This window comes from Niabella hirudinis (assembly GCF_051201075.1).
GTDB lineage: Bacteria > Bacteroidota > Bacteroidia > Chitinophagales > Chitinophagaceae > Niabella > Niabella hirudinis.
This window is the reverse complement of record NZ_JBPEHJ010000007.1, coordinates 153,255-170,158: the sequence shown is the minus strand read 5'-3', so window position 1 is coordinate 170,158 and position 16,904 is coordinate 153,255. Positions and strand designations below refer to the sequence as shown.

The window sequence follows — 16,904 nt, the reverse complement described above, 5'->3', positions numbered from 1 at the left end:
TGCCGTCTTATACGGAAAGTTGCTGAAAAGTTTAGTAATGAAACACATCGAACTTTGCGAAAATCGCTGAGCCCTTTGCGGTTAATAAAAAGCGTTTAAGCGCAAAGATTGTAAAGCCACTTCAAAAATCCATTTACCCATAAATGAACTTAAAATCTTTTTTATTTTTTTTGTGGGTGCCGTTAGTGCTCCTTTTTTCCTGTAGCAAAAATGATGTAAAGCCACTGGCTTCCAAAGTGGTAATGATCTACATGTCGGCCAACAACAGCCTGGCGTCCAATGCCTTTACCAATATTAACCAAATGGAGGAAGGCTTTACCAGCATCAATGGCAAGCTGATCGTCTACGCCAAAATCTTTGGCCAGCAACCCTGCCTCTACGAAATTTCGCATGATACGGGCCCCGAGATCACCAGCCGCAAGATAAAAATATATAATGACCATGATGCCTCCAACCCTGCCATTATGAAAATGGTGTTCAATGATATGGAATCTTTGTACCCTGCCAGGTCTTACGGCGCCATACTCTGGAGCCACGCCACCAACTGGCTGCCCAAAACAGCAACCGTGGCACTGCGTTCTTTCAGCGATGACGGCGGCAGCAAAATGGATGTGCAAAGTCTGAAGACCGCACTGCCTGATAACCTCGAATACCTTGTTTTTGATGCCTGTTCCATGGCATCGGTAGAAGTCATGTATGAGCTGAAAGACAAAGCCACCTATATCCTGGCCTCGCCCACCGAGGTGCTGAGCGTGGGCCTGCCTTATAACCTGGTAGAAAAATATCTTTTTGATGCCGCGCCGGAGCAGGGGCTGCGCCAGGTGGCAGGCGCTTACTATAATTATTATAGGTCTCAAAGCGGCAACCTGCAATCCGCCACTTACTCGTTAATAAAAACCAGTGAGCTCGATGGGCTGGCAAAGGCCGCCAAAAATCTGTTTTACAGTCATCCTTTTGCCAACCCGGGTTTTAGAAGAAGCGAGATTCAGCGACTGGATTTTGATCCCAATTCCCCTACCGCCGGGTTTGATTTTATGGATTTTTTGAATAAAAATTTTGATGCGGCCGCTTTAACGGATATACAGGCTGCTATGAGCAAAGTAGTTTTATATAAAGTAAATACCCCCAATTTTTTAGGCAAGCCCATTCATGCCTTTTCGGGGCTTTCCTGCTATATCCCAATAGCCGCCAACGAATGGGCGCATCCTTTTTACTATACTTTGGGCTGGTATAGCGCGGCGGGTGTGGATAAGCTATTTTGACGTTTTTTTACCACAGGAGATTCTGAAACACAAAAAAGGGAACAGTTATCTGCGTAGAAATTGGCGCCATCTGAGAGAGCAACTTAAAGCATTCTGTGTTTTAGTGCTTCAGTGGCAACTACACAGAATTTCTGTGGTTACATTTTTATGTTTTCAACAAAATTGAAACTATTTTGCTGATTTTTGAAACGCTCGTTAATTACACGGCGCTATTTTTATACGATATAACTACTTGCAAATGAATAAACGGTTAACAAGCCCGGGAACAATATTGCTTTATGCCGCGTTAGTCCTGGTTGCCTGCCAAAAAAAAGGCGCCCCGGCTGGTATACCTGGCCCGGGCGTTGCAATCCGGTTCACATCCGCTGTAGATGAACATGCCGTTACCAGGGCCAGTGGCAATACCTGGAACGCAAACGACAGCATTGGCGTATTTATGAACGCCGCCCCGGGTGGAACCAACCTGGCAGCCAATAAAAAATACACCACAACAGGCGATGGCAATTTTACCGCCCATGGAGACCATATTCTTGGCTATCCCGAAGATGGCAGCAGCGTAAATTTCAGCGCCTATTACCCATACCAACCCGGTTTAACCGGCAGTATTTACAAAATAAACCTGGCTAACCAAAACAACCCGCAGGCCATCGACCTGATGTATGCCGGTAACGCCACTAACTTTAGCAAGACCAGCACTACCAGCCCCAATCTAAATTTTGAGCACCAGCTGGTTAGGGTTACGCTTACGGTAAGTTCGGGTAACGGCGCCCTGCTTGATGGCCTTGATGCCATTTTCCAGGGCCTGAATACCCAGGCAGATTTTAACCTTTCCAGCGGCTCGTTTTCCGCAGGTACGGCAGTGGCCGATATCCCGGCCAGGGTAACCATCAGCGGTGCCGCGCAAACAGTAACCGCCATCCTCCTGCCCCTTGCCGATGCGGCGGGAAAAAAAGTACAGTTTACCCTGCCATCGGGCAGCACATATACCTGGGCCTTCCCGGCTGGCACAACCTTTGAAAAAGGTAGAAGCTATAACTATATTGTCACCCTGCAAAATGCTACTTCCTCCCGGCTATTGATGAACATGAATTATGAGGATGGTACGCTAAACGGCGGAATACCCGACATAGGAGTGACAAATGCCACTGCAACCGATGCAGCATACTTAGTGTCGCCCGGCGCAACCGGCAACTATGCCATCGCCCACAAGATCGTATACGGCGACAGCGGCTATTACTCTGATGGCTCCTGGCGCAGCGAAAGCGCCACAGCGGCCTATAAGCCCAATGGCCGTTTTGCTCCCGGGGACGAACAGCGATATGAGTTTACCGTATACCTGAAAGACTGGACTCCCTGGGTTACGGACCCCATCCAGGAAACGAATATCTTCCAGTTAAAAGTATCCGGCAATACGGAAACCAATTCGGGCGTGCCGTTGCAGCTGCGTGTAGCCAGGAATGCATTACGACTGCGGTACGTAGACAACGAGCGGGTGTACAACTTTTTACCGGATGTGCGGCCTTATTACAATCAATGGATCCATTTTAGAATAGACGCCAGGTGGACGGCCCGAACCGATCTTACCGGCTACATTAAAACCTATATGAAGCTGCCCGGACAAACCCGGTATACGCTGGTGGATGAAAGAACCAATTATGGCACATTTGCCGGCGACCCTGCCATTGGAAATATTGGCTATATTAAATGGGGCCTGTACGGTTTGCAGGAAGGGCTTACCCGGGTTATTTATCACGATGATATAAGGATCTATAAATTGAATTAAGGATATTGTTAAGGAAAATACAGATCGTTGAGCTTTCATTCTTAATGCATAAAGAAAAAATTCGGTGTTTCTGTGCTTCAGTGGCAAAAAACAAAATCGTATGAACAAAACAATAATGATCGTACTTACATGGCTGATGGCAGGCGCCACGCACGCGCAACAATCCATCCCCAAAGAAAGTTTTGACATCATCAACCTGAACTACCCGGGATTACAAAAAGTAAAAACCGCTGTTAACGGCCATCGATACGATGAAGCCGCCACCCTGCTTTTACAATATTACCGGAAAAAATACAACGGCAAAGAGCCCGATTTCAGCAATGCCGAAAGCAATGTGGATATTAACCAGAAAATAAGCAAAGCTACACAGGCTGCGGCAGACAGTGCCCTGCTGCATAAATTTCAGCCGCAGAAGGGCTATGGCTTTTTTGACTATGGCAAAGATATCAACTGGCAATATTGGCCGGTAAAGGACAATGAAGTGCGCTGGCAACTGCATCGCGTAAGGTGGTGGCAGTCGATGGCACTGGTGTACAACACCACGCATAATGAGCAATACGCACGTGAGTGGATGCTGCAGTTTTCCGACTGGGCAAAGAAAAACCGGCAGGGCCTTTCAAAAGACAATGACCGCTTCGCCTGGCGCCCCCTCGAAGTATCAGACAGGGTACAAAGCCTGGCGCCTACTTTTAGTATTTTTATAAATGCAAAAAGTTTTACCCCGGCTTTCTTAATGAATTTTTTAACGAACTACCAGGCCCAGGCGGATTATCTTTCAAAAAATTTTGCAGAAGAAGGCAACCACCGCTTGTTTGAAGCCCAACGCACTTTATTTGCCGGGGCCTCTTTTCCCGAATTTAAAAATGCCCCACGGTGGAGAAGCACCGGTATTGATGTGCTGAACACTGAAATTAAAAAGCAGGTATACCCTGATGGTATACAGTTTGAGCTATCGCCGGTGTACCATGCGGCTGCTATCGATATCTTTTTAAAGGCCTACCGTACCGCGCAAAAAGCCGGGCTGGAAAAAGAATTTCCCGACAGCTATAAAAAAACTGTTGAAAACATGATAATGGCTTATATCAATATTACATTTCCGGATTATAACCAACCCATGTTTGGCGACTCCTGGATTGGCGGAAAGGATGGAAAACTCCGGCAGTTTCAATCCTGGCAGAAACTGTTCCCCGATAATAAAGCCATACAGTATTTTGCTAACGATGGTAACGCGCCGCAGCCCAGCTGGCTGACTAAAGGACTTACTACAGCAGGGTTTTACACGTTCCGCAATGGCTGGGACAGCAGTTCAACGATCATGGTACTGAAAGCCAGCCCGCCGGGCGAATTTCATGCGCAGCCCGATAACGGCACCTTTGAACTTTGGGTAAACGGCCGCAACTTTACGCCCGATGCCGGTGTATTCGTTTACAGCGGCGATGCGGAGATAACGAAACAACGCAACTGGTACCGCCAAACCCGTATCCATAGCACACTTACACTTAATGATGAAAATATGATCATTACCAAAGCTCACCTTGATAAATGGCAACCATCTCCCTCTCCCATGGGAGAGGGCCGGGGTGAGCTTTTAACCTATACCAACCCCAGCTACAAAGACCTGGATCATCAGCGCAGCGTGCTGTTTATTGATGGAAAATATTTCCTGATCATTGACAAAGCCATTGGCAAAGCCACCGGTACACTGGATGCCCATTTTGTATTGAAGGAAGACAGCAAACCGGTGTATGATAAGGATGCCAATAAAGTCTACACCAGTTATGCCGATGGCAATAACCTACTGATTCAAAACCTCAATTCCGATAAGGTATCATTAAAAAAAGAGCAGGGCAAACTGTCTTATTTCTATCAGAAAGAACTACCCCGCCCCCTGTTTGCTTTTGAAAAGCCAAAGACAGATGCACGAACGCAGACCTTTATTACCATCCTGTATCCTTACAGCGGCAGCAAAACACCAGCAATATCTTTAAAGGAAAATGCAGGGAATGATTTTGTAAACGGAAAGGTTGAAATCACCTTAACGGTGGATGGTATGAACAAAAGGATCAGCGCCCGCTTGTAGTTATGCTGAAACAAAAAATAAACGACCAGTAACAGTACTTTCTTTCCTAACTCTTTTACCGGCACATGCGGAATATTGCCATCAAAGTATAAAGAATCGCCGGTGCTTAATTTAAACACCGTTTTTTCGAGATGGTAGCTGATGGGGCCATTGAGTGCATAAACAAATTCAAACGCATCGGTGGTATCGTGACCAACAACATGGAGTATGCACTCCGTTTTGTACGGGAACTGAAAGTGGGCACGGTCAACATCAATGAAGTGCCGGGCTATCGTATCGGAAGTTCTCCCTTCGGAGGTATTAAAGATTCAGAGCTCGGCATCAAAGAAGGCGTCATTGAAGCCATCAAATGCTTCACATTTGTAAAAACATTTTCCCTGCCCTGGCAAGGCCGTTGTTTAGGTGGAGCGATCAGCATCCGTTAAAAAACGGATCCAACGTAAACCTTAAACGCTTCCCGGCAACGGGAAATGGAAAATAATAAATATCCAATGTAAAAGTGGATCCGCCAAAACGGATGCATAAAAATAAACCCTAAATTTGAGACTCCTGTTTTTTCAAAACCATTATATGTACAGAATATTCATCCTGCTATTTTTTATATTACTGGCAACCAATAGTCAGGCACAGACAATACACAACGCTGCAAAAACCTGGTACACCGGCCCCGCCAATGCATCGGTAAAGGACAATCCCAATGGCTGGGTAAGTGATCCCGAATGGCTGAAGGCTTTGCCCGTAGGCAACGGACATATCGGCGCAATGGTTTTCGGCGATGTCAATAAAGAGCGCATCCAGCTTAACGAAATAACCTTGTGGAGCGGCAGTATGGATGAGGGCGATAACCCCGAAGCCGCAAAATACCTACCGCAGATAAGAGCGTTGCTTTTTCAGGGGAAGTATAAAGAAGCCACTGCGCTCACCAATAAAACCCAAATCACTTCCAAAAAAGGATCGGGAAATGGCAACGGCGCCAATGTACCCTTCGGCTGTTTTCAAACCCTGGGTGATCTGTGGCTCAGCTTCAACAGCAACGCATCATATACCAATTACCATCGCGAACTGGATTTAATAAACGGTATTGCCGCCACGCGTTTTACCCAAAACGGGGTAGTCTACACCCGCGAGGTATTTGCCAGCCATCCGGACAAAGCGCTGGTGATACGGCTTACGGCCAGCAAGCCCGGCGCTATCAGTTTTGACCTAACCATCAACCGGCCCGAAAAATTCAATACTGCCGTAAGCAATAAGCGCCTCGTTATGCAGGGCGTACTCAACAATGGCCGGGGAGCCGATGGTATGCGCTACAAGACCTATGTAACCCCTGTGCTTACCGGTGGAAGACTTGAAGCAACCGGCAACAGCCTGCAAATAAAAAATGCCAGCGCGGTAACCCTTATTGTTACCGCTCAAACCAATTACCGCCAGCATTACCCGGATTTTGTCAATGGCAATTTTGAGGCGGAGCTGGAAGCCGCAACAAAAAGGGCAACGGCCAAAACCTACACAGCGCTCAAACAGGCGCATACAAAGGACTTCAGCGGTTTTATGAAACGGGTAAGTTTTGAATTAGACAATACCGGCAGTGCATTACCAACCGATGAACTGGTACAAAAGAATTTTGAAACCAAAAACGAACAGGCGCTCTATCCCCTATATTTCCAGTTTGGGCGTTACCTGTTGCTGTCCTCATCCCGCCAGGGCGGACTGCCTGCCAACCTGCAGGGCATCTGGGCCAACAAAATTCAAACACCCTGGAACGGCGATTACCATACCGATATCAATGTGCAAATGAACTACTGGCCTGCGGAGGTGGTCAATTTATCAGAAAGCCATATTCCCCTTATGGATCTGATTGCTTCACTTTCAGCACCCGGAAAAAAGACCGCCCGTATCCAATACCATTTGCGGGGCTGGGCATTGCACCCTATTACCAATGTGTGGGGCTATACCTCCCCCGGTGAGGCGGCCAGCTGGGGTATGCACATTGGCGGCGGCGCATGGCTAATGCAGCATCTATGGGAACATTATGCATTTAGCCAGGATAAAGCTTTTCTTGCCAAAGCCTATCCCCTGTTAAAAGACGCCTGCCTGTTTTACTTAGACTGGCTGGTAAAAGATCCGCAAACCGGCAAGCTGGTTTCGGGGCCATCGCCATCACCGGAAAATAGTTTTAAAGCGCCGGATGGTTCTACGGCACAAATAAGCATGGGCCCTTCGCACGACCAGCAGGTGATTTTCAACCTGTTTGACCACACCATAAAAACAGCCCGGATCTTAAGCATAAAAGATCCCGTGTTTATCAACGATATTAACAACGCAAAGGCCAACCTGGCGCCCCTACAGATAGGCACCGATGGGCGTTTGATGGAATGGGCCCACCCTTTTGCAGAAACAGAGCCCACACACCGGCACCTGTCGCATTTGTTTGCATTTTACCCGGGCAACCAGATAACCCTACATAAAACACCTGAATTAGCAGCCGCCGTAAAAAAATCTTTAGAGGCCCGGGGCGATGGTGGTGTGGGCTGGACCTTTGCCTGGAAAATTGCCCTTTGGGCGCGCCTGCATGATGGCAACCGGGCCCTGAGTATCTTAAACAACCAGTTAAGGCCAACCACGGCAGTGGATACCCGCTACAATGACGGTGGCGGCACCTATTACAATTTGTTTGATGCCGGCCCGCCCTTCCAGATAGACGGCAACTTTGGCGTCATCGCCGGAATGGCCGAACTATTTTTACAAAGTCATGAAGACTATATAGAACTGCTACCCGCTTTACCCGATGCCTGGAAAAACGGAAGTATAAAGGGTTTGGTGGCACGCGGTGGTTTTGTAGCGGATCTGCAATGGCGCAACGGACTACTGACCGCAGGAACTATCTATTCAAAGAAAGGTGGAAGCTGCAGCGTAAAATATGGCAGCAAAATCATAAAACTCAATCTCGCTGCGGGGCTAAAAACTTCGCTGAACAAATACTTTTTGAATTAACAAAAGCCATCCGCCGACATAACACAAATGCACCTGTTGTGTACTGTTTTATTTCCAATCCTGCGTTTGTCATAATGAAAATATCAGATGTTATAAATTTTTTAGCTTCTCTGGTCCGTTTGGTCCGTAATCGTTAATCGTTTTGGTCTGTCCGTTATTAAACTTTATGGTTATGGTATACGTAGGTTGATCTGTCCAATCACTAGCATATTCATTTTTTAAACTGGGAAAATCAGACTTGTCGATAAGTTGATTTAAACTGTCTAGTTGTGAGCGTTTAATTATAGTATGAAATGTTCCTTGCTTGTCATTATACATTTTTGCATTATAATGTGCAGTCCCGTCACCAACTATTGTCATTGTAAAAATCGGGCATGTCCCCAAACACGCATCAGCTTCAAAAGCAATTTGAGAAACTTCAACTTTTTGTGTTTTACACCCAAAGTTAAATAGAATTATTCAAGTTGAGCCCTTTGTTCGTCAGCCACATTAACGCAAAACCGCTTGTTGTGCGCTCGGCATATTGTGTCAGTATGCAGCTTTTCTTTTATTGAGTTCAACATTGAAATTAACTTTTGCCCCCAATGCTTCAAAGACTTTTAAAATTGTTTCAAACCGAGCATTTTTTACGCTGTTTTCAATTTTGGAAATTTGCGCTTTTTGTACACCAACAAGTTCTCCCAATTCTTCTTGTGTCAAATTGCGCTCTTGTCGAGCCTGTTTAATGGCTTGTCCTAACAAGTCAATTCTCAATTCGTTTTCAAATGCTTCCCGCTTTTCAGTTCCACGTTTGCCAATGTGTTTGTCTATCATTGTGTCAAGCGAAACGGTTTTAAATTTATTTGTTGCCATATTATTTATTTGTCTTGTTGTTTAAATATTGTTTTCTTATTTCTTCTGCTTTCTTTATTTCTTTTGGTGGCGTTTTCTGGGTTTTCTTCAAAATTCCGTGTGTTGCCACAACCAAAGTTTCTTTTCCGCTCGTTTTGTCATCAAGATTATCTAAAAACTCAATTGCTTCTGGCAACAATTCTATGTCGAAGTTTGTTTTCATTCGAATTTTTTCAAAGATATTAATTTCCCAATTGGGAAACAAATGCTTTTTATCAAAAGTCTCAAAAATGTAATTTTTCGCCAGTAAATGCCTGGGCGGATGGTCGGAAATGCTGACGCACAACTCAAAAATATACGAAACCATTTATAGCATCTGCATTCTTCAAAAAATACATCAACACGCTGTTTTTCTTCTGTTTAAAAAGACATCGGAATATCCACCAAAATAATTATTATCATCAATAAAGCCTCTATTCTTTAATTCATTAAAAATGGAAACCGATTGAGCGGCAGTAATATCGCCCTGTCTTGCAAAACGCTCGGTATAAACCGGGCTTCTTTCACTCATTCCTGTTGCGTATTTAGGTTTGGAGCCGTTGGTTACCCCCTTGTTGTATAACGCCTCTGTGAGTATCCGGATGTTGACAAAATCAACATTCGTGTTCACATCGGCCGGCAAAATGACCCAACGCAGCTTTACGTCAGCATTGGCATCAGTACCTGTTGTAGCTTCTTCTGCCTGGATTCTTATTTTATTAAAAGGCTTAATAAGACCCTGGCGGCAAAATTATTTTTGTGGGGTGTACCTGCCATCTGCTACATCGCTTCCAGCTCCAGCACGGAGCTGGTTTCGGATTTCTTTAAATACCATTTAAGCCCTTGCGCCATCAGTGTTTCACCACTAAATACCTGACCGCTTTCGGGGAACTGCGGCCTGGTATCGTTTAATAAATTGATCTCCTTAATGCGATAATGTTTCTTCGGATCGAGCCCCTGCAGCTTCCATTCGGGCCAGGTGTCCTGCTGCATGGTTTCCTGGCTATATGCAAAAACCAGGGCCCTGGTTTTTGAACCGTTCACATACATAAGGGAGGCAAAATTTGTAGCATAGGGAGATATGAGGCGATACAGGTCTCCATAACTGATCACCTGCTGCAGGCGGTGATAGTTATCAACCGTGGTGCGGGCCAGCGAAAGTTCTCCCTCCGTCAGTTTTTTAACCACGATATCAAAACCCAGCTTACCGCTCATGGCCACATCCATTTTGTATTTCAACGATTCCCTCCCGGCTGCGGTCACATGCGCGCACATGGTAAGCGCCGGGTAAAAATAAGAAGTGGTCCATTGCAGGCGGACCCGGTCTTTGGGGTAGGTATTATCGCTGGGCCAAAACTCATTAAAGTACTTCATGGCGCCATACTCCACACGTCCGCCGCCGCTGGCGCAAAGCATCATATCAAGATCGGGGTATTTGGCCCGGATGCGCCCGAGTACCTTATAATAAGCCTGGGTATACCGCACATATAACGCGTTCTGCTTCTTTCCCAGGCAGGGGCTATAGGCATTATCCATAGAGCGATTGCAATCCCATTTCATATATGCAATACCGGGCGCCTGCTGCATCAGGCTATCAATTACACCAAATACAAAATCCTGTACTTTGGGATTGATCAAATCCAGCACCAGCTGCGTGCGGTAAAGATGTTCGGGCCGGTTTGGCGCTATCATCAGCCAGTCTTTATGTTTTTCATACAATTCACTTGCGGGGTTCACCATTTCCGGTTCTATCCAGATACCAAATTTTAAGCCCCTGGCGGTAGCTTCCTTTACGAGGTAACCCACCCCGCCGGGCAGTTTCCTTTTATTGGCCTGCCAGTCGCCCAGGCCTGCACGCGAATTGTTACGCGGGTATTTATTACCAAACCAGCCGTCATCCAGCAAAAACAAGTCGAGCCCCAATTGTTTAGCGCCGTCAAAAAGTCCGGCAATGGTATCCTGGTTAAAGGAAAAATAAGTGGCCTCCCAGTTATTTAACAGGGTTAGCCGTTTCTGATGACCGTTCCAGATACCATGGTCAATCGCCCAGTGATGAAAGTTCCGGCTAACCTGTCCCCTTCCGGTATTTGAATATGTAAATATAAAACGGGGCGTTTCAAATTTTTCGCCGGGACGCAGCTCATAAGCCGAAGCATAAGCATTAATGCCGGGAATAATTTTAAGATTATTACCCATGTCAATATTCAGTTTCAGGTTTTCAAACTGGATATTGAAATTGCCGCTGTAGGCCAATGTGCCGGCCAATACCTCGCCGGAGGTCTCCGATACATCGCTGGCAGGCGATAGCAGGAACGATGGATTATAATTGGCGGCCGTACGCACTCCCAGCTTGGACTGTATACTAAAAATACCCGGTTGTAACAGGGATTGATAAGGTTCCATTTCCTTTTCATACTCACCATAAAAATGGGTCAGATAGTTTTGAGGCCAGGCAATATTAATAAAGGCCGATGCATAGCGGTCTAAAGTAACCGCCCCCTTTTCCTCCTGCCAGATAGTGGTCCAGGTTTCAATAATATCTTCTTGCTGAAATGCTTTGTAATGCAGGGTTACAAAAAACGGGTATGCGGGGTCCTTAAGCTGGATATCGGTTTGTACAACATCCGGCGCGATGTTCTTTGTTTGAGATGAAATATAATCCAGGACCAGCGACCTGTTGCCATCGGCATGCTGCACCGCTATAGCCGGCTCGTTTAAATAGGTAGCGCCGCCGGTTGCATAGGCGGTATTGAGCGTGGCATTCTCGTTCCGGTAGCCGGGATTAACATCCCGGTAAACCGATGCACTGCTTAATTTTTTGCCGAGGTAAACCTGCTGTAACTGTTTGTTGGTATCTACCTGGTAAACAAGCGCTACATGATCCGTTGTAATAGCGATATTCTGGGCAAAAATTGCTGCCGGAAAAGAAACTGCTGCAAGGAGGCAACACAGCTGGTTTTTTAAATTCATCCGTCAAATTACTACCTATTTTTCAGGATCCTGTCAAAAGGTTAAAAATTGTAAACAGCTGGTTAAAAAGCGGCCATTGCCGCAGAGCAGGATTGCCGAACCGGAAGTCGGCCAGACTCAAAAATAACAGCCACGGGCCGGGCCGGCCTTCGTTCGGTTTTTATTTTGACGATGAGCTGACTCAACTCCGCAGTAACATCCAGACCTGTGTTGGGTTTGATACCCATTGATGCAAGATGATAATAGCTTGTATCGTTTGATGCACCGGAGATCTGCGACAAAAGAAGAAAAAACAATCCCAGCGTGATGCGTGGCAGGTACAAAAGATGCCGGGTAAACGGGCGGGGAACAGCCATGCTATGCTTCATATCAGAAAGATCTATATTTAGGATTCAACACGGAGGGAACAAAGGCGCCGGTTTGTTCCAGGTAATTACTTAATTTTTTTTTCAGCAGCGCGGCCTGTGCGCTGTGTTGTTGATAAAGGTTATGCGTTTCTTTGGGGTCGGCGTTCAGGTCAAACAGTTCCTGGCTGCCCGTTTCGTAATGCACCACCAGCTTCCACTTTCCCTCCCTGATAGCGCTTGCGGGCGTTTCGCGCCAGGTCATCGTTGTTTTCCGGTTGGCCTCAAGATAGGCCGGAAAATGCCATATCATTGTTTTTTGCTGCACCGGCTTGTTCTCAAAAAGGGGCAGCAACGATTTTCCATCCAGTTGCGGTAACTGTTTTTTTGTTCCGGCAAGCGCCGCAAAACTGGGATAAAAATCTACCGCTGATACGGGGTCATCGATGATTTTCCCCGGTTGCAAATGGCCTTTCCAGCTCATGATGAGCGGTTCTTTAATGCCTCCCTCATACAGGGAACCTTTTTCGCCCCGCAAATCCACCTGTGTATAATTGAGCACCGGCCCGTTGTCTGAAAAGAAAATAATCAGCGTGTTTTCCAGCTCATTCTTTTCTTTTACGGCGGCTATTATCTTACCCACATTGTCATCCAGGTTTTGCATCATTGCCGCATAGACCGGCGAATAGGGAGCGCCGGCAGGAATTGTTTTTTTGTACCGCTCTATAAGCTTTTTATCCGGTGCCTGCACGGGCGAATGTACCGAGTAATAAGGCAGGTACAAGAAATAAGGATGATTGCGGTGCTGTTTAATTTTGGCGATGGCCTTTTCCGTAATGGCATCGGCCAGGAAAACAGAATCGGGCAGATCTTCAAAACCCGGGATTTCTTTTTTATAATTAAAATGAGAATGTACGCTACCTCTGTTGTTGCCGCCGGCATTGTATTCAAAGCCCTGGCCGGCGGGATCAAAAGCCCCTTCACCCAGGTGCCACTTGCCAATCAGATTGCATTCATACCCCGCATCACGCAGCATTTCGGCAAGGGTATAAAAAGAAGTATCGAGTACCGTGTTGTTTTTTACTGGAACCAGCTTACGGTCCGTTGCCCGGCCTCTTTCTGAGCTGCCTACCGTGTATATTGTATGCACCGGCGTAAAGCGGCCGGTTACCAGGCAGGCTCTTGATGGTGCGCAATTGGGTGCATTTACATACGCTTTGGTAAACTTCCAGCCACCGGCCGCCAGGGCGTCTATATGGGGTGTTTTAAACCAGGGGTTATTGTAAGTGCCCAGGTCGTTATATCCCATGTCATCCGCCAGTATAAAAATAATATTGGGCCGGGAACCCCGCAGCGCAGCTTTTTTACCGGGTTGCGCATTACCCGTCAATGCGCCCATTATAAGGATCGCAAACAGCGCCAGTCTTTTGTTCATTTGCATACACTTATCAAAAATAAAAACAAGATATTTCATCGCAGTTGATAAAAGATTATATGGCTCTTAATGGCCATCATCAAAATCGGAATCATTGATCCAGCCCCATCTTAATGTGCTGTCGTGTTGCATATATCTTTCGTAAAAATGAATCCCCGTTTTATCGGCATACGGATAATTATCAAACAGGGCTCCATTGCCCAATATGCGGGGGTCTTGCTGCGTTCTTAATTCAGAAAACAGCTTTTCTTTCAGCCCCGAAGCGATCCCTGCGTACTCCGGGTTGGCGGCCAGGTTGTTCAGGCATTCCCTGTCGGGTTGCAGGCGGTACAGCTCTTCTGCGCCGCGCCGGCCAAAGCTCCATTGCCAGTAACGAAGGGTTTCATTCTTTTTGCCGGCCTCAATGCAGGCCGTTTTTGTGGGACTGCCATCTACGTTTGTATAGCCGGTTTGGGGGTTGCCCGCCGGCCAGCGCCCGGTTTCAAAATTGTGCAGGTAAATATATTCCCTGGTAACCATACCGCGTATGGGATAACCCACATCGCCCGGCCGGCCTACATCGTGACGTTCCTTGCCAATCAATACATAGCTGCGCTGCGGATTAACGATCCCTGTTTTTGAGGAATAAAAAATATCGGTAAGGCTTTTGCCCTGTACGGGCTGCATTCCCGCTGCGTTGGTCTTTATACCGGCCAGTTCTAAAAAGGTAGGCGCAAAGTCGATAAAGCTTACCAGGTCATCAACCATCCTGCCCGGGTTTTTAATCCCCTGTTTCCACATAACGGCCAGGGGCAGATGATTGGAGTATTCATACTCCTGCCCTTTTACCCGGGGAAAGGGCATCCCGTTATCCGATGTAACAATGACAATGGTATTATCTAATTCTCCGCTGGCTTCCAGCAAATCCAGTATTTTCATCAGCTGCTGATCAAAATACTGCAGTTCAAAAGCATAGTCCAGCATATCAGTACGCACCGAATCGGTATCGGGCCAAAAGGGCGGCACGGCTGTAATATCAGTCGTTTTCATTCCTCCCTTTTTTATACCGGAGGCATATTCATAACCACGGTGGGGCTCCCATCCGCCATACCAGAAACAAAAGGGCTGATCTTTTGGTTTTTCTTTTATAAATGCCTCAAAATTCTTTGCATAGTCATCGGTCGAAATCTGGCGAGATGGCGGCGTTGTTTTATACCGGTTATAATTCCTGCCGGTTAAGGATCTTGGCTTACCATCCGCCGTTTTTGCCACCACCGGGGCACAGCCTTTGCCGGTAAAGCCCGTAAAGTATCCCCTTTCGCCCAGCGCTTCCACATAGGTTTTAAATTTTTGAGGAAAATATGACCAATGGTTTCCTGCGGCTTCCAGCTGCCAGGGGTTACGACCCGTAACAATACAGGAGCGTGATGGTGCGCATTTGGCATTGGGCGTATAAGCATTATTAAAAAGAATACCATTTCTGGCTACTTTATCAAAAGCCGGCGTTTTTACCCAGCTGCACCCATAAGCGCTCATAAAGGGGTATGAAGCATCATCGGCAATACAGAACAAAATATTGGGCGGCTTCTGCTGCGCAAAGGTCTGCAGGCACGGCGCCAGGCATAACGTCCAAAATATCCAGAACAGGGTCTTTATTTTCATTATATGTAAAGTTAAGGCTGCGCACAGTTACTTCCAACCATTAGCGTGCAGGTAGTCCGCGATTGTGTTATATTTATTTCAGGCAATGACGCAACGGAGCAAGACGCGGCAGTTTCATTTAATGCTTCGTGCGTTTTTTTGCCATGGTGTCTTTGTGGCGGTCGGTATTTCAAACCCGGCATCTCATTTCCGGTAGACATCCGTTCCATCCAGCTTAAACTGATAAGGCCAGCGCGGGTTGTCTTCATCTTTCCTGCCAACAGCGGCATGTGCTGCAGGCGCGCCGCTTACCACCAGCCATAAAAAGGCCGTATGATCGGGAACTTTGAAATGACCGGCGCCCTTCGCCTTCCGATTCATTTTTCCATAAACCACCTCCCCTGTTTTATTAACGGCTACAAATCCATAACGCCAGCCGGCAGCCGCCTCATCCGACAGCCCCCTGAAATGCAACCCAATTTTACGTTTGCTGGCAGGCACCTGTAACCGGATGGCATTATATCCATAGTTTTGCGGACAATTTTCGTTAGCGATACGGTGCCATCCCTTGCCTATAGCATCGGTTTTTGTATAGTGCATATTGGCATAAGGTTTTGCCACTTCTTTTACCCTTTTCAGATCCCAGGTTACAAAGCGGCGGGCGGCATCGAACATTTCATCATTAAAGCGCTCCTGGCTTGTATGCGTAATGCGTTTATAAGTGGTTACGGCATCCTCGCCTTTTTTTACCGCATGCAGCAACTGGCCGTAAAATGTTTCACCCCGCTTATTGGCCCAGTATTCCAGTACATAGGGCGAATGGTATTGATTTTCCGGATGCAGAAAAGCGTAATAGGTATTTTTTAAGTATGCCGTTAAGTGAAAATGCTCAAAAGTCATCCATTGCGGGTACACCTGCCACAACATATATTGTGCGGCCATCTCGTTGAAGGGCCCGTTAAAATGGCTGCCATAATCACAGTCGGCCAGGTACTGAAACGCATGCCCCAGCTCGTGCGCCAGCACTCCGTAAGGATAACTGTGGATGCGCACCGCAGGCGTCCAAAGTACTCCCACACTATCCTTACCCCAGCCATAGGCCGTTTTATTGTTACCGCCGGTAACCAGGAGAATGGCCTTGTACCTATCTGTAACAGATGTTCCCTTTTGTATAATCTTTAACCGGTTTACATAGTAATCATAAAACCGTTCGCATTCGTTTAAGGCAAGGCGGGCATCAAAGCGTTTTGTACTGTCTGGATTTCGGGAAGGGTCATCGCCATATTCTTTTGCCCAAAACATAATAAAATTATCCGACTCCAGCCTTCTTTTATTACTGTATTCACTTTGGTTGTTTGCAAAATCGTTGCCGGGGGGCACCGTGGAAAGGCTGTCGGGGATATAGGCTTTTTTCTTACCTGCCTGCGCCCACAGGGGATTACACGCCACAACGGCAAGTAGGATCCATAAAAAACAAAGAACGCTTTTGCGGGTCCTGACCGGGTAGTTTGCAAATTGAATCAGCGACATATTTATTTTCTTTTTTAAA

At 46.6% G+C, this 16,904-nt stretch carries 14 protein-coding genes and 1 pseudogene; 5 read left to right on the top strand and 10 right to left on the bottom strand.

Going from position 1 to position 16,904, the window contains the following annotated elements:
• Window positions 1-143 precede the first annotated feature (143 nt).
• The 3 genes from GGU45_RS14785 to hepC all read left to right on the top strand — a co-directional run bounded on the left by GGU45_RS14785 (window position 144) and on the right by hepC (window position 5,125).
• Window positions 144-1,262, top strand: a complete 1,119-nt coding sequence (locus tag GGU45_RS14785) for a clostripain-related cysteine peptidase (protein ID WP_435225969.1) — start codon at window positions 144-146, stop codon at window positions 1,260-1,262.
• A 238-nt stretch (window positions 1,263-1,500) separates the two neighbouring features.
• On the top strand, window positions 1,501-3,045 hold the full coding sequence (locus tag GGU45_RS14780) for a fimbrillin family protein (RefSeq protein WP_435225968.1): 1,545 nt from the start codon (window positions 1,501-1,503) through the stop codon (window positions 3,043-3,045).
• A 100-nt stretch (window positions 3,046-3,145) separates the two neighbouring features.
• Complete coding sequence (gene hepC / locus GGU45_RS14775; RefSeq protein ID WP_435225966.1) at window positions 3,146-5,125, top strand: heparin-sulfate lyase HepC; 1,980 nt, start codon at window positions 3,146-3,148, stop codon at window positions 5,123-5,125.
• 77 nt (window positions 5,126-5,202) lie between these two features.
• Here the strand turns inward: hepC and GGU45_RS14770 are convergent.
• Window positions 5,203-5,268 (bottom strand): annotated as a pseudogene (locus GGU45_RS14770) (hypothetical protein); the annotation flags it as partial.
• Here GGU45_RS14770 and GGU45_RS14765 point away from each other — a divergent pair.
• Together GGU45_RS14765 and GGU45_RS14760 are read left to right on the top strand one after the other, a co-directional pair.
• The gene (locus tag GGU45_RS14765; RefSeq protein ID WP_435225965.1) at window positions 5,257-5,550 is read left to right on the top strand and encodes an aldehyde dehydrogenase family protein; all 294 of its coding nucleotides are present in this window, start codon (window positions 5,257-5,259) and stop codon (window positions 5,548-5,550) included. The pseudogene GGU45_RS14770 and the gene GGU45_RS14765 overlap by 12 nt on opposite strands.
• A gap of 145 nt (window positions 5,551-5,695) precedes the next feature.
• Complete coding sequence (locus tag GGU45_RS14760; protein WP_435225963.1) at window positions 5,696-8,116, top strand: glycoside hydrolase family 95 protein; 2,421 nt, start codon at window positions 5,696-5,698, stop codon at window positions 8,114-8,116.
• A gap of 90 nt (window positions 8,117-8,206) precedes the next feature.
• Here GGU45_RS14760 and GGU45_RS14755 read toward each other — a convergent pair whose 3' ends face one another.
• The 9 genes from GGU45_RS14755 to GGU45_RS14715 all read right to left on the bottom strand — a co-directional run bounded on the left by GGU45_RS14755 (window position 8,207) and on the right by GGU45_RS14715 (window position 16,885).
• Window positions 8,207-8,524: a DUF6438 domain-containing protein gene (locus GGU45_RS14755; protein WP_435226149.1), complete on the bottom strand. Its 318-nt coding sequence runs from the start codon at window positions 8,522-8,524 to the stop codon at window positions 8,207-8,209.
• 120 nt (window positions 8,525-8,644) lie between these two features.
• Entirely contained in the window at window positions 8,645-8,968 is a 324-nt protein-coding gene (locus GGU45_RS14750) for a helix-turn-helix domain-containing protein (RefSeq protein ID WP_435225961.1), read from the bottom strand.
• 1 nt (window position 8,969) lies between these two features.
• Window positions 8,970-9,170, bottom strand: a complete 201-nt coding sequence (locus GGU45_RS14745; protein WP_435225960.1) for a hypothetical protein — start codon at window positions 9,168-9,170, stop codon at window positions 8,970-8,972.
• Between the two features lie 174 nt (window positions 9,171-9,344).
• Window positions 9,345-9,617, bottom strand: coding sequence for a hypothetical protein (locus tag GGU45_RS14740; RefSeq protein WP_435225958.1), 273 nt, complete (start codon window positions 9,615-9,617; stop codon window positions 9,345-9,347).
• A gap of 149 nt (window positions 9,618-9,766) precedes the next feature.
• Window positions 9,767-11,956, bottom strand: coding sequence for an alpha-galactosidase (locus tag GGU45_RS14735; protein ID WP_435225957.1), 2,190 nt, complete (start codon window positions 11,954-11,956; stop codon window positions 9,767-9,769).
• A gap of 62 nt (window positions 11,957-12,018) precedes the next feature.
• Entirely contained in the window at window positions 12,019-12,324 is a 306-nt protein-coding gene (locus tag GGU45_RS14730) for a hypothetical protein (RefSeq protein WP_435225955.1), read from the bottom strand.
• A 1-nt stretch (window position 12,325) separates the two neighbouring features.
• The gene (locus tag GGU45_RS14725; RefSeq protein WP_435225953.1) at window positions 12,326-13,735 is read right to left on the bottom strand and encodes a sulfatase; all 1,410 of its coding nucleotides are present in this window, start codon (window positions 13,733-13,735) and stop codon (window positions 12,326-12,328) included.
• A gap of 66 nt (window positions 13,736-13,801) precedes the next feature.
• Complete coding sequence (locus GGU45_RS14720) at window positions 13,802-15,376, bottom strand: sulfatase family protein (RefSeq protein ID WP_435225951.1); 1,575 nt, start codon at window positions 15,374-15,376, stop codon at window positions 13,802-13,804.
• Window positions 15,377-15,559: 183 nt separating this feature from the next.
• A complete protein-coding gene (locus tag GGU45_RS14715; RefSeq protein WP_435225950.1) occupies window positions 15,560-16,885 on the bottom strand; it encodes a DUF6055 domain-containing protein in 1,326 nt (441 codons plus the stop codon).
• Window positions 16,886-16,904 lie beyond the last annotated feature (19 nt).